Raw genomic sequence first — 23636 nt, 5'->3', positions numbered from 1 at the left:
GATGACGACCCTGCCCGCCTACGAGCCGCCCGTCGATGAAACCGAGTTGCTGTTGAAATGGATTCGCCGTGCGCGCGAATCGCAGATGAGCCATTACGACATGGCGGATCTGCTGTCGGCGCGGGAGCGCCGCATGGGCTGGCTCGTGACCGCGCTGACCGCGTTCGTCGGCACGGCGGTGTTCGCGTCGTTGAGCGTGCCGCCGGTGTCGTTCGAAATGCGGATATTCGTTGGTCTCGTCAGCGTGACGGCGGCGATTTCGGCCGCGCTGCAAACGTTCCTGCGCTATGCGGAGCGTGCCGAGAAACATCGCGCCGCCGGTGCTCGCTACGGCGCGGTGCGCCGGCGGCTCGAAGCGGTGTTTGCCGGCGACGCGGACGCGCGCGAAGCGCACTACCTCACCGCGATCCGTACCGAACTCGACCGTCTCGCCGAAGACTCGCCGAACGTGCCGCCGCGGATCTTCTATCGCACGCAGCGCACGTTGCTGGCGGACAGGCCGCGTCGACGCGACGCATGAAACGTACGGGCTCTTCGTTTCTGTTTCCGCCTTCGCTGCGGATCACAAATCGTCGGCGCTGATACCTAGCTCGGCCGCCATGCGCCGCACGACGGCCTGCAGACGGCTGACTTCATCGGCGAGACGCTTCTGCTCGGCCTTCAGCGCCTCGAATGCGGACAGCGGCACGCTGTCGTCCTCGGCGACCGCCGACTGCGCGGCTTCGCTGATGCTGACCTCGCCGCACAACAGATGCATCCAGCGATTCTCGCGCTCGCCCGCCATGCGCGGCAGCCGGACGACGCGAGGTGGATCGTTCGCGGCCAACTCGTCGAGAAACGCCTCGACCGACGAGATATCGGCGAAACCATGCAGACGCGCGCTGTTCAGGCGCAATTCGGCGGCCGTTTGCGGGCCGCGCAGCAGCAGCGTGGTCAACAGCGCGATCGACTGTCCCGGCAGTCCGAGTACGCGGTTCATGTTGTGCTCGAAGCGCGGCACCCGGCTGCTGCTGCCCTCGAACACGAGGCTCAGACGTTTCAAGCCGTCGACGGCGGTCAGCACCTCGGCCTCGGTCGCGTTCATCACCGGCGCGCGGCCGGTCTTCTGATTGCAGCCGAGCGTCAGCGCGTTCAGCGATAGCGGATAACTGTCGGGTACTGTGTTCTGTTTTTCGACGAGCACACCGAGAACACGTCCTTCGAGCGCGGTCAGCGCGCGCAGCGAAGGTCGGGAAGGAGCGTCGGGAGTCGAATTCATGGGGATGCGTGGTCTCGTGGAAGATGCGCGCGCCGTTCGCGGCTGGACGGCGCGTTCTGTCAGGTGGCCACTATGATAAACGCGGCGCGGCCCGCGCGGTGGGGGAATCTGCGCTGCCGGCGCCGTCGCGCGTCAGGCGGTCTTCGAATACTTGAAGGTGCCCTGCGCGCTCGCGATCAGCAGCTTGCCGTCCACCCACGCTTCCGCGCGCGAAAAGAAAATCGAGCGGCCCGAGCGTTCGAGAAAGCCCTTCGCGGTGACCGTCGCGCCGAGCCCCTTGTCCAGATAGTTGGTGGTCAGCGACAGCGTGAAGCCATGCCGCGCCGGTTGTCCCGGCTGCGCATACAGGCCCGCGTAGCCCGCGGCGGCATCGAGCAGCGTTGCGATCGCGCCGCCTTGCAGCACGCCCTGACGATTGAGCTTGCTCGCGTCGATCGGCATCAGCAGCTCAGCGTAGCCGTCGCGCCATTGCGTCAGCCGCACGCCGAGCGATTCGAGAAACGGGTTGTCGATGGGAAAGTCGGACATGATTCGGGCCTTGGCTCGGTCGTAACGAACCGTGAGCATACCCGCGATCACGCGGCGGCAGTGGCCAGGCGCGCACGCGGGCAAATCCCGCCGCATCTGCTAGTGTGAAGGGATGGACATTCTGTTTCGTGGAGACTCCATGCGCTCCGCTAGCTCGAAATCTGGCGAGTCTGCCCGCCTGACCGACGCGCAGATCGCCACCGAGGCGGCGCGCCGTCTCGCGTGGGACTCGGCCGTGCCGCCGCGCGCCGTGCGCGTGAAGGTCGCGCACGGACGCATCACGCTGTCGGGCGAGCTTCAGAGCGAAGCTCAGCGCACCGCGATGCTCGAAGACGTGACGCGGTTGTTCGGCGTCACCGGCATCGCGGACCGGACCGTTATCAAGTCGGCATAACACGGCTCAAACGGGTCAGCTCTCCCCGGCTTGCAGCAGTTCCCGGCAATGCCGCGCGATCTGCTTCTCCTCCTCGGTATGCAGCACCCTCACCTTGCCCGCCGGATCGCCCTCGACGAGCCCAAGAAACGCAAGCCCATCGCATACGCGCCGCCGAACCTCGGCACTGTGCTCGCCGATCCCGCCGGTAAACACGAGTAGATCGATCCCGCCAAGCAGTGCCGCGTATCCGCCGATCGTCTTGCGCACTCCGGTCGCAAACGCATCGAGCGCGAGCGACGCGTGCGCATCGCCGTTCGCCGCGCTTTTTTGCAGCGCTTGCATGTCGCTTTCGCCGTCCGCGTAACCGGCCAGACCGCTCTGGCGATTGAGCAGCGTGTCCAGCGCATCGGCGTCGAGTCGTTCCGCGCGCATCAGATACAGCAGCACGCCCGGATCGAGGTCACCGCTGCGCGTGCCCATCGGGATGCCGCCGGTCGGCGTCAGGCCCATCGTCGTGTCCACCGAGCGGCCGTCGAGCAGCGCGCACAGGCTCGCTCCATTGCCGAGATGCGCGAACACCGCGCGCGACGGCAACGCCGCGCCGAGCTGCTTGACCAGCGATTCGTACGACAGCCCGTGAAAGCCGTAGCGGATCACGCCAGCGTCCGCATAACGGCGCGGCAGCGGGAGTTGCGCGGCGCGCGGCGGCAGCGTCGCGTGAAACGCGGTGTCGAAGCACGCGTAATGCGTAGCGTCGCGGAAAATCTGCGTGGCTTCGTTGATCAATTCGAGTGCCGGCGGGATATGCAGTGGCGCGAAGTGCAGCGCGTCGAGCAACTGACGGCGCACGTCGTCGGTGATGCGCTGGTGCGTGCGCAAGCGCGGGCCGCCATGCACGACGCGATGCCCGACCGCCGAGGGCCGCGCACGATGCTGTTGCACGAGCAGCTGCGAAAGCTGTTGCAGCGCCTCGGTCTGCGAGCCGAGCTTCTGGTCCTGTTGCAACAGCACGCGACCATCGGCCGCCTTGATCCGCAGTCGGCCGTCGGTGCGGCCGATGCCCTCGGCCGCGCCTTCGAGCAGCAGCGTTTCGTCGTCGGCCGAAGGGGCGAAAAGCCCGAACTTCAGCGACGACGACCCGCTGTTCAGCACCAGAATCGTCCGTTCCTGATCGTGGTCGTGCATGGTGTCCCCCTCAGCCTTTCCACGTCCAGTTGCGGATTTCCTCCTTGTCGATCCCTTCCTCGTGCGCATACGCGAGATGCTCGATGATCTGCCCGCGCAGCCACTCCTTCGTATGATCGCCGACGCCCCGCAGCGTCGGTACGCGATCGATCGCATCGATCGCCAGCGTGAAGCGGTCGACGCCGTTGATGATCGCGAGTTCGAGCGGGGTATTGATGTTGCCCCTCTCGTTGTAGCCATGCACGTGCATGTTGCCGTGGTTCTTGCGGTTGTACGTGAGCTTGTGCACGAGCGCCGCATACGCGTGGAAGTTGAAGATCACCGGTTTGTCGGTCGTAAACAGCGAATCGAAATCGCGGTCGGACAGTCCATGCGGATGCGCATGCTCGGGCATCAGGCGGAACAGATCGACCACGTTGACGAAGCGGATCTTCAGCGTCGGGCAGTGCTCCTTCAGGATCTGCACGGCGGCGAGCGCTTCCATCGTCGCGATGTCGCCCGCGCACGCCATCACGACGTCGGGCTCGGCGCCCTGATCGGTCGACGCCCAGTCCCAGATGCCGATACCCTTGGTGCAATGAATGACGGCCGCGTCCATGTCGAGATAATCCAGATGCGGCTGCTTGTCGGACACGATCACGTTCACGTAGTCGCGCGAGCGCAGGCAGTGGTCGCCAACGCTCAGCAGACAGTTAGCATCGGGCGGCAGATAGATGCGCACCACATCCGGGCTCTTGTTCGTGACCACGTCGAGAAAACCGGGGTCCTGGTGCGTGAAACCGTTGTGATCCTGGCGCCACACGATCGACGTGATCAGCAGATTGAGCGACGGCACCGGCTGCCGCCAGCCGAGCTCACGCTTGGATTTTTCGAGCCATTTCGCGTGCTGGTTGAACATCGAGTCGATCACGTGCACGAACGCTTCGTAGGTCGCGAAGAGCCCATGACGGCCGGTCAGGTTATAGCCTTCCAGCCAGCCTTCGAGCGTGTGCTCGCTGAGCATCTCCATCACGCGGCCGTCGGCCGACAGGTGGCCTCCGTCGGCGTCACTCGGTTCGAGGGGATCGAGCCAGGTCTTGCCCGACACTTCATAAACCGCATGCAGCTTATTGCTTGACGTTTCATCGGGACCGAACAGCCGGAAGTTCGACATGTTCTTGCGCATCACGTCGCGCAGGAAGGTGCCGAGCACCGCGGTCGGCGATGTATACCCCGCCGCCGGTTTCTTCACGGCCACCGCGTAATCGCGGAACGACGGCATGTCGAGCATCTTGCACAGCAGCCCGCCGTTCGCGTGCGGATTCGCGCTGATGCGGCGCGCGCCTTCGGGCGCGAGCGCGCGCAGTTCTTCGACGAGCCGGCCGTTCGCATCGAACAGGGTTTCAGGACCGTAGCTGCGCAGCCAATCCTCGACGATCTTCAGACTCTTGCGATTGGTCACCGCATCGGCCACCGGCACCTGATGCGAGCGCCAGGACCCTTCCACTTTGTGACCGTCCACTTCTTTCGGCCCGGTCCAGCCCTTCGGCGAGCGCAGCACGATCATCGGCCAGCGCGGCCGCGTGGTGTCGTTGTTCTGCCGCGCGTTCTGCTGGATCGCACGAATGTCGCTGAGGCATTGTTCGAGCGTCGCCGCCATCTGCTGATGCATCGTGTCGGGATCGTCGCCTTCGACGAAATATGGCTTGTGCCCGTAGCCGACCATCAATGCCTCGAGCTCTTCATGCGGAATGCGCGCGAGCAGCGTCGGATTGGCGATCTTGTAGCCATTCAGATGCAACACCGGCAGCACCGCACCGTCGCGGATCGGGTTCAGGAATTTGTTCGAATGCCACGAGGTGGCGAGCGGCCCGGTCTCCGCTTCGCCGTCGCCGATCATCACGGTGACGATCAGCTCGGGATTGTCGAACGCGGCGCCGTAGCCGTGCGACAGGCAGTAGCCGAGTTCGCCGCCTTCGTGAATCGAGCCCGGCGTTTCAGGCGTGCAATGCGAACCAATGCCGCCCGGGAACGAGAATTGCCGGAAAAAGCGCCGCATGCCGTCTTCGTCCTCGCTGCGGTCCGGATAGACCTCCGAGTAGGTGCCTTCCAGATAGCAGTGCGCGAGGCTCGCCGGCGCGCCGTGACCGGGTCCGGACAGAAAGATCATGTCGAGATCGTGTTTGCGGATCAGCCGGTTCAGATGCACGAGCACGAAGCTCTGGCCGGCGTCTGAACCCCAGTGGCCGAGCAGCCGGTTCTTGATGTGCTCGGGTTTCAGCGGTTCGCGCAACAGCGGGTTGTCGCGCAGATAGATCATGCCGACCGACAGATAATTGCATGCGCGCCAGTAGCGATCGAGGTTGCGCAGCGTATCGGGGTCCAGAACTTGCGGCGGGGTGGGATGCGAGGTTGCTTCGGCCATGGCGTCACTCCTCGAAAAGAACTGTCAAGCTGGTTGGCGGATGATGCGGTGCACTCGAAACGAAGCCGTAGGGCACGGGTCGAATGTACTAAGCTGCTCAAACCGGGGCGAATGTTGCTAGCCCTCGCAGTATCTCGCGCTGAATGTGGCATTCGTACTGCAATTGCCTTGCGCTGTCTGCTTTCTTTTCGTGATCCTCTGTCTCAGGTCAATGGCCGCCATGTCGACATCTCCCAGTGCGCTCAAAGTGCTTAAGGTTCTGGTCCTTACGCTCGTGTTGACGTTCGTGGCGGTCGGAATACCGATAGGCGTATTCGGGCTGCTGGTCAAGCTGTTCAGCCACGCCTAGCACAGCGGCGCCGCTGGCAGCACGCGGACGCGAGCGCCGCGGAATGTGTATGCTCTCTGAAAGACCGGGCGCGACATTTGCATCGCGCCGCTCATTCAACGCAAGGAGAGAGCCTTGACCAACCACAGCGACCACACCAACAACCCACCCGCTTCGCAACCCGATCCTGATTTGCAGGCGCTCGCCCGCGAAGTCTTCGACCTCGCGCGACGCGGCGATGCGACGATGCTTGCCGCCGTCATCGAAAAAGGCGTGCCGCCGAATCTTCGCAACGAACGCGGCGACAGCCTGCTGATGCTGGCGAGCTACCACGGCCACGTCGACGCGGTGCGCACGCTGCTCGAACAGGGCGCCGATGCGAACCTGCGCAACGACGCGGGACAGACGCCGATCGCGGGCGCCGCGCTCAAGGGCTTCGATAAAGTGATCGAAACCTTGCTCACGCATGGCGCCGACGTCGAAGGCGCATCGCCCGATGGCCGCACCGCGCTGATGATCGCCGCGATGTTCAACCGCACCGCAATCGTCGATCTGCTGCTCGCGCACGGCGCGGACCCGCATGCGCGCGACGCGAACGGCGTCAGCGCCGCCGATGCCGCCGCCCGGATGGGCGCCGCCGATACCCAGGCGCGCCTGAAAGCGCTCGGCGCCTGATCCCGCGACTTCACCCGCGGCTTCACCCATGAGGCGGCGCCCGCACATCGCACGCGGCGCCGCCTAACTGCCCTTCGCGCTGCGCAACAGCGTCTCCACGTCGATCTCCGCCAACTCGCCGATTCGCCCGACGCTCACGTCCGCGGGCGGATTGTTCGCGATCTCCTTCGCATCGAATGCATAGTGTCCCTGGCGCGGAAACACGGTCGTCAGCTCCGTGCCCCAAGCCTTCTTCATCGCGCTCAGAATCCGCAGCTTGTCGTCGACCATCACGTAATGGCGCGCCGGATAGCAATCCATCACCTGATCGAGCATCAACTCCTTGTGGATGTAGATCAGCACGCGCCCTTCGACTTCGTCCCACAGGCCCGAGCGCGAAATCTTGCGCGGCTGGAACACCACGTCGCCATCCGACAGGATCACCGTCGGCCCGTACTTGCCGACATGCCGGAGCGCGTCGAGCGCGCCCGGATAGAGCCGGTTCGCAAACGGATACTCGATCAGGAACGACGACATCAGCAGCAGGCGCGTGTCGCGTGGATGCTCGGTCCGGTAGCGCTGCAGCGCGCCGAGGTAGTCGGCGTAGCCGAGTTCGGTGCGCAGGTTCTCGAAGATTTCCCAATAGCGGGCGCTGTTCTCTTCGCCGAATTGCCCCATCATGTGCGCGCGCAGGTCCTGCAGCACGTGATCGTTGTCGAGCAGCGTGTTATCGCAATCGAACAGAAACACGACATCGTGCGGCGTGGCGGAGGTGACTGGCATTGCGGTTCCTCGTGGCAGGTTCGTGGATCGCCTCGGCTACTTCAGCCCGCCGTCCGGCGCGACGGGTTTTTCCGCGTGGCCGCCGAAATCGTGCCGCATCGCCGACAGCACGCGGTTCGCGAAATCGGCTTCTCCGCGCGAACTGAAGCGCGCGAACAGCGCCGCGCTGAGCACCGGCGTCGGCACGCCTTCGTCGATCGCCGCCGCGACGGTCCAGCGCCCCTCGCCGGAATCCGATACGCGGCCCGCGTAGCCCTTCAGGTCGGTGTCGCTGGCGAGCGAGCCGGCGATCAGGTCGAGCAGCCACGAGCCAATCACGCTGCCGCGCCGCCAGACCTCCGTAATATCCGCGAGATTCAGATCGTACTGATACAGCTCGGGGCGGCGCAGCGGCGACGTTTCGGCATCGGCTTCGCGCGCGTGGCGGCCGGCGTCGGCGTGGCGCAGCACGTTTAGACCCTCGGCGTAGGCGGCCATCAGCCCGTACTCGATGCCGTTATGAACCATCTTGACGAAATGCCCCGCGCCTTGCGGGCCGCAATGCAGAAAGCCCTGCTCGGCGGTGCTCGCGCCCGCCGCTCGGCCCGGTGTCGCGCTTGCGGTGCCCACGCCGGGCGCCAGCGCCGAGAAGATCGGCTCGAGCCGTTTGACGACCTCGGCCTCGCCGCCGATCATCAGGCAGTAGCCCCGCTCGCGCCCCGCGACGCCGCCGCTCGTGCCGACGTCCACATAGTGAAGCTGGCGCGTGCCGAGTTGCTGGCCGCGGCGGATGTCGTCGTGATAGTAGGAGTTGCCGCCGTCGATCACGATGTCGCCCGGTTCGAGCAGCGGCACGAGTTTGTCGAGCGTCGCGTCGACCACCGCGGCGGGCACCATCAGCCACACGGCGCGCGGCCTGGCGAGCTTCGCGACGAGATCTTCGAGCGAGCTCGCGCCGGCCACGCCTTCCTGCTTCAGCCTGTCGACCGCCGCCGGCTGCACGTCGTACACGATGCATTGCTGAGCGCCGCTGGTCAGGCGCCGCACCATGTCGGCGCCCATCCGTCCCAATCCAATCATGCCTAGCTGCATAGCTCGCTCCGAAAGATGCTGCGTTGCGCTGTCCGATTTTCTGGTCGTCGTGTCGTCGTGTTGCGGCGGCGTGGCTGCCCTTAAGCATAGGCGCTATGTCGCGAGCTACGCCGAATGTATCGAAGGAAGCCGCACTTTTTTGCAGCCGGGCGGCGCGGCTCGAAGTTTCACGCGGCTGGCGACGCGCCGCATCCGCGCGAAAGCGAACGCGGCGGCATCGGGCGTCATTCGCTGCGCTCGGGCAAGCGCGTGCCGCGGCGCGCGGCCAGCTTCGTGTATTGCTCAGCCGCGAAGCGCTTGACCGCGCGCCACATCACCGGATAGCGATAGCCGGGCACCGCGAACAGCACGAGCGCGCACAGCCCCAGCAATCCGCAAAACAGGAACGTGCCGCGATAGCTGAACGCCTGTACGAGCAGCCCGGACAGCACCCCCGACAGGATCGAGCCGACCCGCGCCGCATTGAAGAACAGCGCGGTCGCGCGCCCGGGCGAGTGCGGCATCAGATCCTGCACGTAGGTCATGCCGAGGCATGAGGTCACGGCGACCACGAACGCGTTCAGCATCTGCATCGGGATCAGCACGCTGACGCTGCCGGCCAGCGACATCGCGACGAAGTACACCGCATGCACGGCCGCGCACGCGGCAAGCCAGTTCGGCTTGTGCAGCGACGACGACTTCGCGCCGAGCGCGAGCATCATCGGGATCTCGGTCAGCGCGCCGAGACCGAGCATCACCGACACGTCGAGATGCGTGCCGTTCAGCCCGTGCACGATGTACAGCGGCAGCACGATCATCGTCGCGTTCGCGGCGAGGCCGAGCAAGGTCAGCGCGGTCACCGAGCGCAGGATGTCGTTCGCCGACGCGGCCGGCAGCGTTTCGTGCGCATCCTCGCCGGGCTGCCTCAGCGGCGGCACCGTGATCGATGCGGACGGCTCGGAAGCGGTGTCTTCGACCGTGTGATCGCCGAGATGGCTCTGCGGCTCCTGCATGCGCCAGACGATGAAGCCGCAGGTCGCGAAGCTCGCGGCCGCAAACAGGAACAGCCCGGTGAAGCTGGTCGCGGCGAGCACCAGCGCGCCGACCGACGGCCCGAACACCCATGCGGCCGACAGGATCGTGCGCAGCGTAGCGCTTGCAAACACGCGCTCGGCGGGGTCCGGCACCGGCAGCGCCGCGCGGCTGAACGAGAACACCATCGAAATCGCCGAGCCGCCCGCGCCGATGAACACGATACCGACCACCAGCAGCAGCCGGTAATCGCGCACCACGCACAGACACAGGTAGCCGAGCGCGGCCAGGATCAGCGCCGCCAGCAACAGCGGCCGATGCCGCCCGCTCCTGTCGCTCCAGCGCCCGGCGGCCGTGCTCGCGAGCACGCCGCTCGCGGCGATCAGCGTCATGAATACGCCGAGCCGGAACGGCGTCATGCCGGCGCGTTCGATGCCGAATAGAGACAGATACGGAGCGGTGAAGGACATCGCCACACCGAGCATCAGGGTGGCGGCAGCGAGCGGCTTGAAGCCAGGAATGCGAAGCAGGTCGAAAAAACGCGCAGTTTTCAACACGGGGACGGAAGGTCAGGTGGAGCGGGCCGCGTTGCGCTTCAATGCGCTCGACGGCACGTTAGACGTCGCGGGCTCGGGCCAAAACGACCGGGGCATTATCGACCCGGAGCGCGGCTCGCGTAAACCCGCTCACCGGCCGTCCCAAATGCGGAATGCGCTCGCGCGCATCGGACTGCTCGCGTCGTGCCATGGCGATGCGTGCCGTTAGCGGCAAGCTGCCGGCACGCTCGCCGCTACTTGCCCTCAGTTGCGCGCATTTGCTGCGCCTGCGCCTTGTAGTCGTAGGTCGGATAGAACTCGGTGTGATAGCCGCCCCACGCGGTCGATTCGATCGCGCGGTTCACTTCGCGCAGCCGGCTCGCGGGCACGCGCAGCGTCACCACCTGTCCGATGCCCATCATCACGTACCACGACACGACTTCGATGCCGGGCGGTGGGAAGGTCTTGAAGAAGCCCTGCTCGCGCAGTTGATCGTTGATCTTCGGCAGCGGCTTCGATTCGTCGTGGCGCAGGAAGATCGTCAGCAGGAAGGTGTCGTCGGCGGGAGCGGACGTGGGTGTGGCTGGGGTGGCCGCGATCGTGGCGGGGGGCGCCGCGTTGGCGGCGTGGGCGAGCGGCGCGATCGCCAGGAACCCCAAGGACACGGTGAGACCAGCGACTGTCGATGCAATGAGCATGAAACGCCTCCATCACGGATTGAACTCAGCTTCGATCACACGCCAGCGTGCAGCAATCTCCACTCCAGCGAACGCATCACACTACAACGTAGCCGCGCTGTTCGAGCGTCCACCGATGCCACCGGTTGCCATACGCGCCACACACGAACGCGAACACGATCGACAGCACGAAGCCGATCAGATCGGCCGTCTCGCCCCACACACCGATGCCGAGCAGGATCACGTTGATGCCGAGCATCACGAACGCGGCGAACCACATTCTCTTCGACAGCGCCCAGATGAAGCCGAGCAGGCACGCGCCCCAACTGAAGCCGGTCGCGACCGCGATAGCGTCCTTGTGCTGCGGATGTTGCAGATAGATTCGTGCGTTCATGTTTTGCGAGGTTCGGTGCGATAAGGCGGCGCGTCGATCGATCGAGCACGCGCGCACCGCTTTTTAACATGCCGCGGCGACATCACGCGCATCGGCTGCATACGGCCGCTGCGCTGACGATCCGCGGCATAGCTGCTACGCTTGGCAGATCACGATCACGAGCGGAGCACGCATGACCTCCCCGACACCCTATTCCCCGAAAGCCCCGTCCCGCGCCGAGCTCGACTCGCTGCCCGGCGCCACCGTCGTCGAATTCGGCACCGACTGGTGCGGCTATTGCCAGGGCGCGCAGGCCTCGATCCGGCAGGCGCTCGCGCCGCACGCGGGCCTGCGGCATCTGAAGATCGAGGACGGTCCCGGCCGCCCGCTCGGGCGCTCGTTCAAGGTCAAGCTGTGGCCAACGCTCGTGCTGATGCGCGACGGCGCCGAGGTCGCGCGCGTGGTGCGGCCACGCAGCGCCGAGGACATCGAGGACGCGTTCGCGTCGCTCTGAGATTCGAGTTCCATCATGCGCCAGGTCATCCATCATCTGAGTGTCCAGGCCCGTGGCCGCGGCCTGGTCGAATTTACCGACGACGCGCGCTGCTTCGTCGACGATACGGACATCCGTACAGGTCTGCTGACGGTGTTTTGCCGGCACACGTCGGCGTCGCTGCTGATTCAGGAGAACGCTGATCCATCGGTGCGGCGCGATCTGCAGCGCTACTTCGAGAGCCTCGCGCCCGAAGATGACACGCGCTACGAGCACGACACCGAAGGTCCCGACGATATGCCCGCGCATCTGCGCACGGCGCTCACGCAGGTGCAGCTATCGGTGCCCGTCGAGCATGGAAGGATGGTGCTCGGCACATGGCAGGGGCTCTATCTGTTCGAACATCGGCGTCACCCACAGCCGCGCGATATCGTGCTGCATCTGCTCGGCGAATAAAGTCTGCTTTCGCACCCACTCGTCACGCAAAGGAAACTGTCACCGGCATTTCTCCGCACACCGCATCGTACGGAGCCTACCCAAGGGAGCACACCTCATGGACACCCGTAGCGAGCTGCAAGCCACCGTCAAGGCGATGGTTCAACCGGGCAAGGGTCTTCTCGCCGCCGACGAAAGCGGCCCGACGATCGCCAAACGCTTCAAGACGATCGGCCTCGAATCGACCGAAGAAAACCGTCGCGCGTATCGCAACCTGCTGCTCACGACACCCGGCCTCGGCGAGTTCGTGAGCGGCGTGATCCTCTACCAGGAAACGCTCGGCCAGAAAGCCGACGACGGCACGCCGTTCCCGCAAGTGGCCGCGGCGAACGGCATCGTGCCGGGCATCAAGGTCGACCTCGGCAAGGTGCCGCTCGCGCTCGCTCCCGGCGACGAGATCACCGAAGGCCTCGACGGTCTCGCCAAACGCTTCGTCGATTACAAGCGGCAAGGCGCGCGCTTCGCGAAGTGGCGCGCGGTCTACAACATCACGGACAGCCTGCCGAGCCGGCTCGCGATCGAGGCGAACGCCGATTCGCTCGCACGCTACGCGGCGATCAGCCAGGAAGCCGGCATCGTGCCGATCGTCGAACCCGAGGTGCTGATGGACGGCGATCACACGATCGAGCGTTGCGCGGAAGTGACCGAGGCCGTGTTGCACGAGGTGTTTCATGCGCTGCATCGGCATCGCGTAGTGCTCGAACATATCGTGCTGAAGCCGAGCATGGTGCTGGCCGGCTCCGAGCATCAGCAGCAGTCGAGCACCGCGCATATCGCGGCGGCGACCGTGCGCGTGCTGATGCGCACGGTGCCCTCTTCGGTGCCGGGTCTGGTGTTCCTGTCGGGCGGACAGTCGCCCGAGGAGGCCACCGCCAATCTCAGCGCGATGAACCGGCTCGGCGCGCTGCCGTGGAATCTGAGCTTTTCGTATGGGCGAGCGTTGCAGGAGCCGCCGTTGAATGCGTGGCGTGGCCAGCCGGGCAACGTGAAAGAAGCGCAGCAGGCGCTGCTCAAGCGCGCGCGTCTGAATGGCGCGGCCGCGCTCGGCAAGTACGACGCTTCGATGGAAAAGGATTGACGCTGGCGGGCGAAGCGCAAATCGGCCGTCATCACGCTTTTGTACAAAAAGGCCGGAGCCGACACGCCGGATGAGACCCGACGCGCGACTCCAGCCGCCTTTGTGCCTCGATACGCCGCGCTTACTGCCCCTTCGTATCGCTGCTCGCGTCCGCTCCCGGCGTATTCGTCGAGTCGGTCATGGGCTTCTTCGACTTCGAATGCTTCTTCATGTGATGTTGGGTCGCAGGTGTGGTCGTCGCCGCCGGACCTGCGTCGCCGCCCTCGCGTGTCGAGGTCGCGGCGTTGGTGTTCGGGTCGTTGCCGGCCGGCCCCCCGCCGCCACCGGCGCCACCGCCGGCGCCTTGGGCTATCGCGAGCGACGAAGCCGCGAGCAAGGTGGAAACGAGCACTGCGTGTCTGATCTTCATGGCGATTCTCCTGGGTGTCGAGAGTGTCGAAAGGAAGTGGGCGCGCGGCAACCGCACGCGCAAACCTCGCACTTTTTTCAGCAAGGGCTGTGCCGCAGCACAACACGACAGGAAAAGCCCATGGACCCGCTGCGCGAACGGTGTGCCGCGGCTTCAGGTGCCGCACGCCACCAGCGCATGCAATTCGTCGATATTGAACGGCTTCGCGAGTATCGCGATGCCGAGCCGGCGCGCGCGGTCGAGCTCGTCGGCGTAACCGGTCATCAGCGCGATCTTCTGCGACGGCCACGCGCTGCGGATCTTTTCCGCCAGATCGATGCCGTTCAGCTTGCCCGGCATCTGGACGTCCGACAGTACGAGCTCGAAACGCGAGCCGGCGCTCAGCACGTCGAACGCCTGGTCGGCGGTCGGCTCGTGATGCACCTCGCAGCCGAAGGTTTCGAGCACCGCGGTCACGCCGGCCGCGACGTCCTCGTTGTCCTCGACGAGCAGCACGGCCCCGGCCGCTGTCGGCAGCGGCTGGCGCGCATCGACGCCGGCCGTTGCGGCGCGCTCACGATAGCGCGGCAGAAACATGCGTACCGTCGTGCCGCTGCCCAGCACGCTGTCGATCTTCGCGGTGCCGCCGGCCTGCTCGGACATCGACAGCACCTGGGCGAGCCCGAGACCGGTGCCCGAGCCGCGCAGCTTGGTCGTGAAGAGCGGCTCGAACGCGCGTCGCGCCACCGATTCGGGCATGCCTTCGCCGTCGTCGGAACAGGCGATCAGCACGTATTCGCCGTCCGGCAGTTGCGTGTCGCTGCTGACCAGCCGATTGTTCTGGCAGCGGATCACGAAGCGCCCGCCGTGCGGCATCGCATCACGCGCGTTCATCGCGATGTTCACGATCGCGAATTCGAGGTCGGTCGGATCGACGAGCACCTGCCACAAGCTCTCCGGTATGCGCAGCGCCAGCTCGATCGTGTCGCCGAGCGCCGCGTTGATCAGCGGCACGGCGGCCGGTAGCCAGCGTGCAAGCTCGACGGGTTCCTGCTTCAGCGGCTGCTTGCGCGCGACGCTGAGCAGTCGCCGCGTCAGCGCTTCGGCCGTGGCGGTGGCCCGCTCGACCGCATGCACCTCCTTCTCGAGATCGTTGTAATGCTTGAGCCGCGCGAGTTCGGTGTTGGCCGACACTACCATCAGCAGGTTGTTGAAATCGTGCGCGACACTGGCGACCAGATTGCCGAGCGCGCCCATGCGCTGCAGCTGCCGGCTCGACGCCTCGGCCGACAGACGCATCGCGACCTCGCCCTGCCAGCGCTCCCACGCGCGCCGCTCCGCTTCGAGCTGGCGCAGCGAATACAGCACGAGCATCCAGATCGCGATACAGGGCACCGCCGTCAACGCCGCGATCAACAGAAAGTGCGTGCGCCACGCCGCCACGATCGACGACGTCGCGTACGCGCTCATCACATACAACGGAGAGTCGCCGACGCGGCGAAACGCGAGCAGCCGCTCGACGCCGTCGACGCTCGAATTCAGACGCACGTGGCCGAACAGCTGTTTGTCGCGCAACGCGGACATGAACGCGCTGTGCATGGACAGCCGAGCGCCGGCCGGCCAGGGCGGATAGCGCACCAGCAGATTGCCGTCCTGCCGGTACAGCGCGAGCGCGAGCGATGGATCGCCGTTGGTCAGCTCGTGATAGAAGCGCGAAAAATATTCGTTGCGCAGCGCCACCGTGACCGCGCCGAGAAACCGACCGTCCGCGCCCGAGCGGCCGATCGCGGTCGTGAATACGTCGACCTTCGACAGCGTGCCGAACATCGGCAGCGAGAAATACGGCTGCGGACGCATCGCCTTCGCGGCAAGAAAGTCGTCGCGCTGGCCGATCGCCACCGCCGGGGCCGGATACGCGAGGCTCGACACCAGCAGCTCGCCGTTCACGCCGAGCAGCGAGATCGCTGCCACCTGCGGGAAGTCGCCGCCAATGCCCTGCAGACGCTCGTGCAATTCGCGCTCGCGTGCACGAATCTGCGCATCGTCGGAATCGCCGAGCAGCTCGATCACGCGCGAGGCCATCTGCCGGTTCAGATCCAGCACCTTGACGGCCTGCTCCTGCGCCACGCGCGCGAGGCGGTCGATCATATCGTTCGCATCGGAGATCCGGCGCTGGTAGTCGAAGTAGCCGTAGCCCACGAGGCAGGCCAACGGAAACAAGATCGACACGGCCAGCACGATCAGCAACATGCGCCGTGTCGCCGCGAAGTTGCGTGACGGCATCGGCACATCGACTGCGACACGTTCTGCACGCTGCACGGTCACCTGCTCCATCAAAGTTGCATACGGTCAGGGAAGGCTGTGCCTGCGAATTCGCACGCTGCTGTTCGCGCGCTAATTCCCCTGCCTCGAAATTTACCGCAACTCGGCCTATCTTCCCAAGCGGGTTCGCTGCATCACTTCGCTCACGCGTGCGGGCACACGGATTGCTGCCTGATCGCTGCTTGATCGCAAGCCCAGTTCCGTTCCCTGCTCGCGACGCGCTTGCGTGCGCTTCGCGAGCCCTTCCTTGCGCGAGGCCTCACGATGTCCACGACTGCCCGCCGCGTTGCGCGGCTCTCGGAATTGCCGGCGGACCGCGCGGTGCGCGTCACGGTGGACGACACGCCGATTCTGCTCGTGCGCGACGGCGACACCGTGCGCGCGTACACACCGGATTGCCCGCATGCCGGGGGCCCGCTCGAAGAGGGCGCGCTGTGCCACGGCCGCATCATCTGTCCGTGGCACAAGGGTACGTTCGATGTCGCGACCGGCAATGTGCTGGAGCCGCCCCCGCTGCTGCCGCTCGATCGCTACCCGGTCACGCTCGATGGCGACGACGTGCTGGTGTCGGCGGAAAAAATCGCCGCGCCGGCACCGGCCGCGCACACGCCGCCGCTCGATGCCGCCGCGCAACGCAAACACTATGTGGTGATCGGCGCGGGCGCGGCAGGCGCCGCCGCCTGTGCCGCGTTACGCGAGTTCGGCTTCGAGGGCCGCATCACGCTGATCGGCGACGAAGCGCACGCGCCCTACGACCGCACCTCGCTGAGCAAATTCGTTCCCTCGTTCGAAATGCCGCCCGCCGACGTGCCGCCGCTGCTGCCGTCCGACTGGCTGCACACGCACGGCATCGAGCGGATCGTCGCGAAGGTCGCGCGGCTCGACGTGCCCGCACGCACGATCCATTTCGAAGCCGGCGCGGGTAATAGCGAGCAGAGCATCGAACCGCTCAAATACGACACCGCGCTGCTCGCCACCGGCAGCGTGCCGAAAGTGCCCGACATTCCCGGCTGCGAACTCGGCGGCGTGCACGTGCTGCGGCACCTCGACGATGCCGCCGCGTTGATCGACGCGCTCGGCGACGATGCATCGCAAACCCGTGTCGCGATTCTCGGCAGCAGCTTCATCGGCCTCGAAGTCGCATCCGCGTTGCGCAAGCACGGCGTGCCCGTCACCGTGATTTCGCGTGACAAGGTCCCATTCGCGAAGCAGTTCGGCGAGCGCGCGGGCCAGATGTTTCGCGCGCTGCACGAAAGCAACGGCGTGAAGTTCTATCTCGACGCGAAGGTCGCGTCGCTCGAGGGCGAGGAAGGCAACGTGCATACGGTGATGCTCGACAGCGGCGAGGCCATTGCCGCCGATGTCGTGCTGCTGGGCACGGGGGTTGCGCCGGCTACAGGGTTCGTCGAAGGACTGCCGTTGCAGAAGGACGGCGGCGTGGTCGTCAATGCCGGCATGAGCGCCGCGTGCGGGCTGTATGCGGCCGGCGATATCGCCGTGTTCTCACTGCACGAGAACCAGGAGCCGCTGCGCATCGAACATTGGCGCGTCGCGCAGCAGCATGCGCGGATCGCCGCGCAGAACATGTGCGGCGTGCGTACTCGCTATGCCGACGTGCCGTTCTTCTGGACCTATCACTACGGCAAGAACTTCGAATACCTGGGGCACGCGAGCGAGTGGGATGAGATCGTCGTCGAGGGCGACTTCGATCATCACCAGTTCATCGCGCTGTACGTGCGCGACGACAACGTCGACGCGGTCTTCGCCTGCGAGCGCGAAGCGCTGACCGCGCGACTTTCGGACGCGATGCGCGGCGGGCTGTCGCGCGCCGACGCGCTCGCGATCATCGGCGCAACGGCCGGCAGCGCGCCGCAAGCGGCGTCGTCGTGAGCCATCGCCTTGCCGTTCAACCTTGCAGAAAGGAGCCACCATGACGACACATAAGGAACAGCATCCGCACCCGGAAAAGAGCGAACAGCAGATCGACGAGCAGGTCGAGGACAGCTTCCCGGCTAGCGACCCGCCTTCGACGGGCGGCACCACGAAGATCGAGCCGGAGCAGGACAAAGCAGAGGCCGGGCACGACAAGCCGGCCGGTCAATAGTCGCGAGGCAGCGCGGTACGCGCTGCCCGTGCGGCTGGCAGAGCGATGCGGATGCGGCGACGCCGCCAGGCAGTGGCGGATAACCGGCCGCGATGCGGCGAGGCCGCAAAACAGCAAGGCCGCAACGCCTCAGCCATGCTCGAACTGCGGCTCCGCAATCACCGTGCGCGTCGCATTGAGGTGACGGCACGCGGCTAGCATCTGCTGCAACGACGTCACTGCGCAATCCGCTTCCAGCGACTCTTGCTGTTCCGCGCTCCACTGCTGCATCTCTTCAGGTGCCCACAGGCCGACCACGATCGACACGTTCGGCAAGCGCGCGCGAATGCGCCGGATCAGATTGCGCAGATGCGACGGAATGCCGTCGATCTGCAGATACAGAAGGCAGACGATGCCGACGTCGTCCGCCTCGAGGCTGTCGATCGACGCGCGCGACACCGCCTCGTGCGGCAGCGAGCGTGCCGCGAAGCCGTGCTTGCCGAGCAGCTGCAGCAGGATGACCGTCGCGAGTGCATCGAGCGGACCACGGCCCGGCAGGCACAACACGCGGCTCGTCAGCGCATGCCACGCGAATACGGGCGCGGCAACGGACGGTTCGCTGCTCGGCCCCTGCTGCGGGCCGTGAGTCTGCTCTGGCGTGACCGTCCTGGTGCTCACGCCACTGCTCGTGGCGTCGACCGATCGTGGCATCGTCCGCGCGGGCTGCGTTTCGTCGGTGGGCGCCAGCGGCCCCAGCGCGCCCCAGCTCTGCTGCGTCGGGAGCGGTGCGGGCTCGCGATCCTCGTAGCCGTCGAGGCCGTCGACCAAGTCGTTGGTCGTCGATTCGATGCGTGCGAGCTGCGCGCTCGTCACGCTGCCGCTCGTTACGTCGCTGGCGGCGAGCCGCAAGCCCTTGATCGCGACTTCGTCGTAATAGGCCGACAACGAGCGATCACGCAGCAGCACTTCGGCCTGCTCGATCGCTTCATCCGGATCGCCGGCGAGCGCGCGTTGATAGAAGTTTTCGACCGGCGTCAGCGGAGGCTGATCGCCGAGCAGCACGTCGAGAAACTCGAGACGCCGCACATGGCGGCCGATCACCAGCAGACACAGCGTCAACGGAGTCGACAGGATCAGACCGATCGGCCCCCAGATCCAGCTCCAGAAGATCGCCGCGACCACCACCGAAAACGGCGACAGGCCAGTGCTGCGCCCATACAGCAGCGGCTCGACCACCTGCCCCACCGCCAGCTCGGCGACCACGAACAGCACCAGCGACCAGATCGCCATCTCCCAGCCGGGACTGACCGCGGCGGCAAGCGCGGTGGGCAGTATCGCCGCGATCCAGATGCCGACGTAGGGTACGAGCCGCAGCAGCGCCGCGAGAATGCCCCACAGGATCGGGCTCGGCACGCCGATCAGCAAGAGCCCCGCGCCGATCACGACGCCGACGCCGGTGTTCACGCCGAGCTGCGACACGAAGTAGCGGCTCAGACGCCGCGCGGTCTCGTCCATCACCGTGGTCGTGCGATGCAGGTCGCGCGAGCCGAACAGCCGGATCGCGCGATCGCGCAGGTCGTCGCGTTGCAGCAGGATCACGATCGTGACGACGAAAACGATGAACGCGGTTTCCAACGGACTGATGGCAGGCGACAGCACGCGCCGCGCGAGCTCGAACGGCGTCGGCACCGGTTCGCGCACTTCCACCGGCACCGCCGTCGATGCCTGCGGGCTCACGGCGGCCGCCGCGCCGCTCGGCGCTCTCAACTGCGGCGGCTCGATCGTCGCGCGCTGCAACGCCTGGCCTGCCTCGCTAGCGAAACGGTTCAGCTTGCCGATCGTCAGACTGTGCACGGTATCGAGCTTGTGCTGGATAGTTGCCTGATAGCGCGGCATGCCGGCCGCGAGATCGGTCAACTGGGTGGCGATCACCGCGCACAACAGCGCGATCACCGACACCGAGATCAGCACCGCCGCGCACACCGACGCGACATGACCGAGTTTTAGCCGGCACAGTGCATCGGCGAGCGGCGCGACGAGAAAACTCAGCAGGATCGCGAGCGTGATCGGAATCATCACCGCGCTCGCGAAGTACAGGCATGCGACCGCGATCACCGCCACGACGAACGTGACGAGGCCCTCGATACCGAATGCGGCGGACGCCGCCTGAATGCGCGCGGCGGGGCTGGTGGCGCGCGGCTCGGGTGTGTCGTTCATCTCGTGGAGGAAGATCGGGCATGGGAAAGCGGTCCCTGAGCCGCGCGCGATGCGCCGGCTCAGAGTCTCGTTACTCAGGAAGGTCGAGTAACGCCTATTTCATCGTATCGCCCGACACCGGCCCGCTCTCGACCGGTGGTGCCTCTTTCTCGATCTCACTGCGCGCCTGCTCCCAGTATTGCTCGGGCGTGCCCTTCGGCTCGGCCGCCTGCTCCCACAGATAGTAGGCGCGCATGCGGATCTGCTCGTCGACGCTCGGTTCATGTTCCATTTGTTCACCCCAGCTTGGCTGTTTGCGTGCGCGCGCCTATCGTCGCGAAGATCGGAGACGCGTGCGTGTCGTCAACAACACAGGGAGCAAACCTTGTACCCGAGCTGCGGCCCGCTCGTGCAACGGAACTGGCATTGCTCGCCCACTTCGACTAGCCCGGCGCCGAGTCGCCTTCGTCGGAAGTCAGTTGCTCTTCGAGGCGGTCGAACACGCGCTGCGTCGCGCGGCTCGGCGCTTCGAGCGCGAACAGCAGCAGCGAGCGACCCGTCACCTGGTAGGCATCGCCCGCGCTGAATTGCGGCAGCTCGGCGCGCACCGGCATGTTGGTGTCGACGAGACAAGTCCAGCGCTCGCCCTCGGGAATGTCCGGCAACGTGAAATTGACGACGTCGTGATGCGCGTTCAGCACCAGCAGCAAGGTCGCGTCGGACGCGAGACGGCGAATGCCGCTCGCCTGCGCGCGGCCGTCGATCACGAGGCCGAAGCAGCGCATCGCCGGATCGGCCCATTGTTCATCCGTGATGTCGGTGCCGTCCGGCGATAGCCAGCGCGTGTCGGTCACGTCGAGCGTCTCGTTGTATTCGCCGGTCAGGAACCGGCCGCGCCGCAACACCGGCAAACGGTGGCGCAGCGTGGTCAGCTTGCGCACGAACTCGGTCAGCGCGCGGCCGTCGTCGTCGATCGCATCCCAATCGACCCAGCTGATCTCGTTGTCCTGGCAATACGCGTTGTTGTTGCCCTGCTGCGTGCGGCCGAACTCGTCGCCGGCGAGGATCATCGGCGTGCCCTGCGACAGCAGCAGCGTCGCGAGCAGATTGCGCTTCTGACGCTCGCGTTGCTGGCGGATGTCGGCGTCGTCGGTGGGACCTTCGGCGCCCATGTTCCACGACCGGTTGTCCGCATGGCCGTCGCGATTGTCCTCGCCGTTTGCGTCGTTGTGCTTGTCGTTGTACGAGACCAGATCGTTCAGCGTGAAGCCGTCGTGAGCGGCGATGAAGTTCACGCTCGCCCACGGCCGCCGGCCGCGGTGATTGAACTTGTCGCCCGACGCGGTGATGCGTGTCGCGAGATCGGCGGCGGTGCCCTCGTCGCCCTTCCAGTACGCGCGCGCGGTGTCGCGGAAGCGATCGTTCCATTCGGCCCAGCCCGGCGGAAATCCGCCCACCTGATAGCCGCCGGGGCCGCAATCCCACGGCTCGGCGATCAGCCGGATGCTGGAGAGCACCGGGTCCTGGCGGCAGCTGTCGAGAAAGCCGCCGCCTTCGTCGAAGCCGTGCTCTTCGCGGCCGAGGATCGTCGCGAGATCGAAGCGGAAGCCGTCCACTTTCATTTCGGTGACCCAGTAGCGCAGACTGTCGGTCACCATCTGCAGCACGCGCGGATGCGACAGGTTCAGCGTGTTGCCGGTGCCGGTGTCGTTGATGTAGTAGCGCGGCTCGTCGGGCATCAGCCGGTAGTACGACGCGTTGTCGATGCCCTTGAACGAGATGGTCGGGCCGCGTTCGTTGCCTTCGGCCGTGTGGTTGTACACGACGTCGAGTATCACTTCGAGGTCGGCCTGGTGAAAGCGGTCGACCATCTCCTTGAACTCGCCGACCGAATCGGTCGACGATGCGAAGAAACGCGGATCGGCCGCGAAAAAGCCGATCGTGTTGTAGCCCCAGTAGTTCGTCAGACCCTTGTCGAGCAGATGTTTGTCGTTGACGAAGGTCTGAATCGGCATCAGCTCGACCGAGGTCACGCCGAGGCCGCGGATGTGGTCGAGCACCGGCTGCTGCGCCAGACCCGCGAACGTGCCGCGCAAACCCTCGGGCACTTGCGGATGACGTTTCGTATAACCGCGCACGTGCGTCTCGTACAGAATCACGCGCTCCCACGGCAGCGCGTTACGCTCCGGATGACTCCACGAAAAATTCGCGTCGACCACCTTGCATTTCGGCACGAAGGGCGCGCTGTCGCGTTCATCGAATGACAGGTCGAGCTCTTCCGAACCGAGCGTATAGCCGAAAATTTCCGGCGCCCATTTCAGTTCGCCGATGTGCGCCTTCGCATACGGATCGAGCAGCAGCTTGTTCGGATTGAAGCGATGCCCGTTCTGGGGCTCGTAGGGACCATGCACGCGATATCCATAGACGGCACCCGGTTTCAGATTGGGTACGAACACATGCCATACCTCGTCGGTGTATTCGGGCAGCTCGATGCGTTCGAGTTCATGCTGGCCGGATTCATCGAACAGACACAGTTCGACTTTCGTCGCGTGCGCGGAGAACAGCGCGAAGTTCACGCCGCTGCCGTTCCATGTCGCGCCGAGCGGAAATGGCGTGCCTTCGGAAATGCGCGTCGAGTAGCTGGCTGGGGATGACATAGGTGTTCTCAGTGGATGCAAGGAGGTTCGTATCTCGGGGTCATGCATGTGCTTTTTTTCAACTGCCTTTCCACGTATTCCTGGCTGCTCGTTATTCCAGTGTAGGCATTTGGGGCGAACGCGCCGGACATTGCACAGCGCGCACCGCAGGCCGGGTTAGACAGCAACTTATGGGCCTGATCGCTCTTCCTTTCCGTCCGGTCAAAGTCGCGGCATGAGATTTGCACCACAGCGGCAAGGCGCACGCGTTTCGCGCCATCGAAACGCCACGACAGCAATCAGGGAGAACACAGATGATGCGCAACACGCAGATCAAACCGCTGGCCGCTTCCGCATCGCTTCTCGCCGCCATTACGCTGATTTCCGCGTTGGGCACAGGCGGCAGCGCGTTCGCGCAAGGCGCGCCGCAGGCGATCACCGAAAAACGCACGGACGTCGTGCAGCTGGCGAGCGGCTATCGCGCGTCGAAGCTGTCGGGCGCGGACGTGTACAACCGCAACAAGGACAACATCGGCACGCTCGACGATCTGATCGTGTCGCCGGGCACAGAGCGCACCACCTACGCGATCCTGTCGGTCGGCGGCTTTCTCGGGCTGGGAAAGCATCTGGTCGCGGTGCCGTTCAATGATCTGCAGATCGACAACCGACGTATCGTGCTGCCCGACGGGACGAAGAAATCGCTCGAGGCGTTGCCGGAGTTCAAGTACGCGGATTGAGCACGGCGTTGCCGCGTCGAATCG

The 23636-nt window shown here is 65.6% G+C and carries 25 protein-coding genes; 11 read left to right on the top strand and 14 right to left on the bottom strand.

The window, feature by feature from the left end:
• Position 1 precedes the first annotated feature (1 nt).
• Positions 2-520: an SLATT domain-containing protein gene (locus tag GCT19_RS19060; protein ID WP_013091689.1), complete on the top strand. Its 519-nt coding sequence runs from the start codon at positions 2-4 to the stop codon at positions 518-520.
• A 42-nt stretch (positions 521-562) separates the two neighbouring features.
• Here GCT19_RS19060 and GCT19_RS19055 read toward each other — a convergent pair whose 3' ends face one another.
• Positions 563-1258 (bottom strand): YceH family protein, encoded by a 696-nt coding sequence (locus GCT19_RS19055; protein ID WP_018438033.1) that lies wholly within the window; start codon positions 1256-1258, stop codon positions 563-565.
• A 132-nt stretch (positions 1259-1390) separates the two neighbouring features.
• The gene (locus GCT19_RS19050; RefSeq protein ID WP_152852785.1) at positions 1391-1786 is read right to left on the bottom strand and encodes a PaaI family thioesterase; all 396 of its coding nucleotides are present in this window, start codon (positions 1784-1786) and stop codon (positions 1391-1393) included.
• A gap of 139 nt (positions 1787-1925) precedes the next feature.
• On the opposite strand from GCT19_RS19050, the gene GCT19_RS19045 reads away from it, so the two are divergent.
• Positions 1926-2180: a BON domain-containing protein gene (locus GCT19_RS19045; protein WP_018438035.1), complete on the top strand. Its 255-nt coding sequence runs from the start codon at positions 1926-1928 to the stop codon at positions 2178-2180.
• Positions 2181-2195: 15 nt separating this feature from the next.
• Here GCT19_RS19045 and GCT19_RS19040 read toward each other — a convergent pair whose 3' ends face one another.
• Positions 2196-3347 (bottom strand): acetate/propionate family kinase, encoded by a 1152-nt coding sequence (locus GCT19_RS19040; protein ID WP_152852784.1) that lies wholly within the window; start codon positions 3345-3347, stop codon positions 2196-2198.
• A gap of 10 nt (positions 3348-3357) precedes the next feature.
• Positions 3358-5751, bottom strand: coding sequence for a phosphoketolase family protein (locus tag GCT19_RS19035; RefSeq protein WP_152852783.1), 2394 nt, complete (start codon positions 5749-5751; stop codon positions 3358-3360).
• Positions 5752-5971: 220 nt separating this feature from the next.
• On the opposite strand from GCT19_RS19035, the gene GCT19_RS44395 reads away from it, so the two are divergent.
• The gene (locus tag GCT19_RS44395) at positions 5972-6100 is read left to right on the top strand and encodes a hypothetical protein (protein WP_013091695.1); all 129 of its coding nucleotides are present in this window, start codon (positions 5972-5974) and stop codon (positions 6098-6100) included.
• Positions 6101-6214: 114 nt separating this feature from the next.
• On the top strand, positions 6215-6754 hold the full coding sequence (locus GCT19_RS19030) for an ankyrin repeat domain-containing protein (RefSeq protein WP_152852782.1): 540 nt from the start codon (positions 6215-6217) through the stop codon (positions 6752-6754).
• 63 nt (positions 6755-6817) lie between these two features.
• Here GCT19_RS19030 and GCT19_RS19025 read toward each other — a convergent pair whose 3' ends face one another.
• The 3 genes from GCT19_RS19025 to GCT19_RS19015 all read right to left on the bottom strand — a co-directional run bounded on the left by GCT19_RS19025 (position 6818) and on the right by GCT19_RS19015 (position 10155).
• Entirely contained in the window at positions 6818-7516 is a 699-nt protein-coding gene (locus GCT19_RS19025) for an HAD family hydrolase (RefSeq protein ID WP_018438040.1), read from the bottom strand.
• 36 nt (positions 7517-7552) lie between these two features.
• The gene (gene gnd, locus GCT19_RS19020) at positions 7553-8587 is read right to left on the bottom strand and encodes a phosphogluconate dehydrogenase (NAD(+)-dependent, decarboxylating) (RefSeq protein WP_152852781.1); all 1035 of its coding nucleotides are present in this window, start codon (positions 8585-8587) and stop codon (positions 7553-7555) included.
• A 224-nt stretch (positions 8588-8811) separates the two neighbouring features.
• Positions 8812-10155 carry a sugar efflux transporter gene (locus tag GCT19_RS19015; protein ID WP_184128095.1) on the bottom strand — a complete coding sequence of 448 codons (1344 nt, stop codon included), beginning with the start codon at positions 10153-10155 and terminating at the stop codon, positions 8812-8814.
• Between GCT19_RS19015 and GCT19_RS42820 the strand changes: the two genes are divergently transcribed.
• Complete coding sequence (locus GCT19_RS42820; protein WP_176136063.1) at positions 10058-10363, top strand: hypothetical protein; 306 nt, start codon at positions 10058-10060, stop codon at positions 10361-10363. The two genes, GCT19_RS19015 and GCT19_RS42820, sit on opposite strands and share 98 nt — an antisense overlap.
• A 25-nt stretch (positions 10364-10388) precedes the next feature.
• On the opposite strand, the gene GCT19_RS19010 is transcribed toward GCT19_RS42820, so the two are convergent.
• Together GCT19_RS19010 and GCT19_RS19005 are read right to left on the bottom strand one after the other, a co-directional pair.
• A complete protein-coding gene (locus GCT19_RS19010) occupies positions 10389-10832 on the bottom strand; it encodes a hypothetical protein (RefSeq protein WP_152852780.1) in 444 nt (147 codons plus the stop codon).
• Between the two features lie 76 nt (positions 10833-10908).
• A complete protein-coding gene (locus GCT19_RS19005; protein ID WP_018438046.1) occupies positions 10909-11205 on the bottom strand; it encodes a DUF2628 domain-containing protein in 297 nt (98 codons plus the stop codon).
• A gap of 172 nt (positions 11206-11377) precedes the next feature.
• Between GCT19_RS19005 and GCT19_RS19000 the strand changes: the two genes are divergently transcribed.
• The 3 genes from GCT19_RS19000 to GCT19_RS18990 all read left to right on the top strand — a co-directional run bounded on the left by GCT19_RS19000 (position 11378) and on the right by GCT19_RS18990 (position 13250).
• Complete coding sequence (locus GCT19_RS19000) at positions 11378-11698, top strand: thioredoxin family protein (RefSeq protein ID WP_013091702.1); 321 nt, start codon at positions 11378-11380, stop codon at positions 11696-11698.
• 15 nt (positions 11699-11713) lie between these two features.
• A complete protein-coding gene (locus tag GCT19_RS18995) occupies positions 11714-12133 on the top strand; it encodes a secondary thiamine-phosphate synthase enzyme YjbQ (RefSeq protein ID WP_152852779.1) in 420 nt (139 codons plus the stop codon).
• A gap of 97 nt (positions 12134-12230) precedes the next feature.
• Complete coding sequence (locus GCT19_RS18990; RefSeq protein WP_018438048.1) at positions 12231-13250, top strand: class I fructose-bisphosphate aldolase; 1020 nt, start codon at positions 12231-12233, stop codon at positions 13248-13250.
• A gap of 121 nt (positions 13251-13371) precedes the next feature.
• Here GCT19_RS18990 and GCT19_RS18985 read toward each other — a convergent pair whose 3' ends face one another.
• The gene (locus GCT19_RS18985) at positions 13372-13659 is read right to left on the bottom strand and encodes a hypothetical protein (protein ID WP_152852778.1); all 288 of its coding nucleotides are present in this window, start codon (positions 13657-13659) and stop codon (positions 13372-13374) included.
• Positions 13660-13812: 153 nt separating this feature from the next.
• The gene (locus GCT19_RS18980; RefSeq protein WP_152852777.1) at positions 13813-15972 is read right to left on the bottom strand and encodes a hybrid sensor histidine kinase/response regulator; all 2160 of its coding nucleotides are present in this window, start codon (positions 15970-15972) and stop codon (positions 13813-13815) included.
• 252 nt (positions 15973-16224) lie between these two features.
• Between GCT19_RS18980 and GCT19_RS18975 the strand changes: the two genes are divergently transcribed.
• Together GCT19_RS18975 and GCT19_RS42815 are read left to right on the top strand one after the other, a co-directional pair.
• Positions 16225-17850 carry an FAD-dependent oxidoreductase gene (locus GCT19_RS18975; RefSeq protein WP_152852776.1) on the top strand — a complete coding sequence of 542 codons (1626 nt, stop codon included), beginning with the start codon at positions 16225-16227 and terminating at the stop codon, positions 17848-17850.
• A gap of 40 nt (positions 17851-17890) precedes the next feature.
• On the top strand, positions 17891-18064 hold the full coding sequence (locus GCT19_RS42815) for a hypothetical protein (protein ID WP_193727421.1): 174 nt from the start codon (positions 17891-17893) through the stop codon (positions 18062-18064).
• Positions 18065-18193: 129 nt separating this feature from the next.
• On the opposite strand, the gene GCT19_RS18970 is transcribed toward GCT19_RS42815, so the two are convergent.
• The 3 genes from GCT19_RS18970 to glgX all read right to left on the bottom strand — a co-directional run bounded on the left by GCT19_RS18970 (position 18194) and on the right by glgX (position 22896).
• A complete protein-coding gene (locus GCT19_RS18970) occupies positions 18194-20260 on the bottom strand; it encodes an AI-2E family transporter (RefSeq protein ID WP_152852775.1) in 2067 nt (688 codons plus the stop codon).
• 94 nt (positions 20261-20354) lie between these two features.
• A complete protein-coding gene (locus tag GCT19_RS18965) occupies positions 20355-20531 on the bottom strand; it encodes a DUF2934 domain-containing protein (RefSeq protein ID WP_018438053.1) in 177 nt (58 codons plus the stop codon).
• A gap of 151 nt (positions 20532-20682) precedes the next feature.
• Positions 20683-22896 (bottom strand): glycogen debranching protein GlgX, encoded by a 2214-nt coding sequence (gene glgX, locus GCT19_RS18960; protein WP_018438054.1) that lies wholly within the window; start codon positions 22894-22896, stop codon positions 20683-20685.
• 293 nt (positions 22897-23189) lie between these two features.
• Between glgX and GCT19_RS18955 the strand changes: the two genes are divergently transcribed.
• Complete coding sequence (locus GCT19_RS18955) at positions 23190-23612, top strand: PRC-barrel domain-containing protein (RefSeq protein ID WP_013091712.1); 423 nt, start codon at positions 23190-23192, stop codon at positions 23610-23612.
• The last annotated feature ends 24 nt before the right edge of the window (positions 23613-23636 follow it).

It is taken from the genome of Paraburkholderia atlantica (assembly GCF_009362785.1).
GTDB lineage: Bacteria > Pseudomonadota > Gammaproteobacteria > Burkholderiales > Burkholderiaceae > Paraburkholderia > Paraburkholderia atlantica.
Note: the sequence above shows the minus strand (reverse complement) of the source record. Positions and strands in the feature narration are given on the sequence as shown.

What these genes read in the sequence shown, in the direction of transcription:
- glgX (WP_018438054.1), bottom strand. Translation starts at nt 22,896, where the DNA reads ATGTCATCCCCAGCCAGCTACTCGACGCGCATTTCCGAAGGCACGCCA.
- GCT19_RS18980 (WP_152852777.1), bottom strand. Translation starts at nt 15,972, where the DNA reads ATGGAGCAGGTGACCGTGCAGCGTGCAGAACGTGTCGCAGTCGATGTG.
- GCT19_RS18965 (WP_018438053.1), bottom strand. Translation starts at nt 20,531, where the DNA reads ATGGAACATGAACCGAGCGTCGACGAGCAGATCCGCATGCGCGCCTAC.
- GCT19_RS18955 (WP_013091712.1), top strand. Translation starts at nt 23,190, where the DNA reads ATGATGCGCAACACGCAGATCAAACCGCTGGCCGCTTCCGCATCGCTT.
- GCT19_RS18990 (WP_018438048.1), top strand. Translation starts at nt 12,231, where the DNA reads ATGGACACCCGTAGCGAGCTGCAAGCCACCGTCAAGGCGATGGTTCAA.
- GCT19_RS18975 (WP_152852776.1), top strand. Translation starts at nt 16,225, where the DNA reads ATGTCCACGACTGCCCGCCGCGTTGCGCGGCTCTCGGAATTGCCGGCG.
- GCT19_RS18995 (WP_152852779.1), top strand. Translation starts at nt 11,714, where the DNA reads ATGCGCCAGGTCATCCATCATCTGAGTGTCCAGGCCCGTGGCCGCGGC.
- GCT19_RS18985 (WP_152852778.1), bottom strand. Translation starts at nt 13,659, where the DNA reads ATGAAGATCAGACACGCAGTGCTCGTTTCCACCTTGCTCGCGGCTTCG.
- GCT19_RS42815 (WP_193727421.1), top strand. Translation starts at nt 17,891, where the DNA reads ATGACGACACATAAGGAACAGCATCCGCACCCGGAAAAGAGCGAACAG.
- GCT19_RS19035 (WP_152852783.1), bottom strand. Translation starts at nt 5,751, where the DNA reads ATGGCCGAAGCAACCTCGCATCCCACCCCGCCGCAAGTTCTGGACCCC.
- GCT19_RS19000 (WP_013091702.1), top strand. Translation starts at nt 11,378, where the DNA reads ATGACCTCCCCGACACCCTATTCCCCGAAAGCCCCGTCCCGCGCCGAG.
- GCT19_RS19025 (WP_018438040.1), bottom strand. Translation starts at nt 7,516, where the DNA reads ATGCCAGTCACCTCCGCCACGCCGCACGATGTCGTGTTTCTGTTCGAT.
- GCT19_RS18970 (WP_152852775.1), bottom strand. Translation starts at nt 20,260, where the DNA reads ATGAACGACACACCCGAGCCGCGCGCCACCAGCCCCGCCGCGCGCATT.
- GCT19_RS19050 (WP_152852785.1), bottom strand. Translation starts at nt 1,786, where the DNA reads ATGTCCGACTTTCCCATCGACAACCCGTTTCTCGAATCGCTCGGCGTG.
- GCT19_RS19010 (WP_152852780.1), bottom strand. Translation starts at nt 10,832, where the DNA reads ATGCTCATTGCATCGACAGTCGCTGGTCTCACCGTGTCCTTGGGGTTC.
- GCT19_RS44395 (WP_013091695.1), top strand. Translation starts at nt 5,972, where the DNA reads ATGTCGACATCTCCCAGTGCGCTCAAAGTGCTTAAGGTTCTGGTCCTT.
- GCT19_RS19005 (WP_018438046.1), bottom strand. Translation starts at nt 11,205, where the DNA reads ATGAACGCACGAATCTATCTGCAACATCCGCAGCACAAGGACGCTATC.
- GCT19_RS19060 (WP_013091689.1), top strand. Translation starts at nt 2, where the DNA reads ATGACGACCCTGCCCGCCTACGAGCCGCCCGTCGATGAAACCGAGTTG.
- GCT19_RS19045 (WP_018438035.1), top strand. Translation starts at nt 1,926, where the DNA reads ATGCGCTCCGCTAGCTCGAAATCTGGCGAGTCTGCCCGCCTGACCGAC.
- GCT19_RS19040 (WP_152852784.1), bottom strand. Translation starts at nt 3,347, where the DNA reads ATGCACGACCACGATCAGGAACGGACGATTCTGGTGCTGAACAGCGGG.
- gnd (WP_152852781.1), bottom strand. Translation starts at nt 8,587, where the DNA reads ATGCAGCTAGGCATGATTGGATTGGGACGGATGGGCGCCGACATGGTG.
- GCT19_RS19055 (WP_018438033.1), bottom strand. Translation starts at nt 1,258, where the DNA reads ATGAATTCGACTCCCGACGCTCCTTCCCGACCTTCGCTGCGCGCGCTG.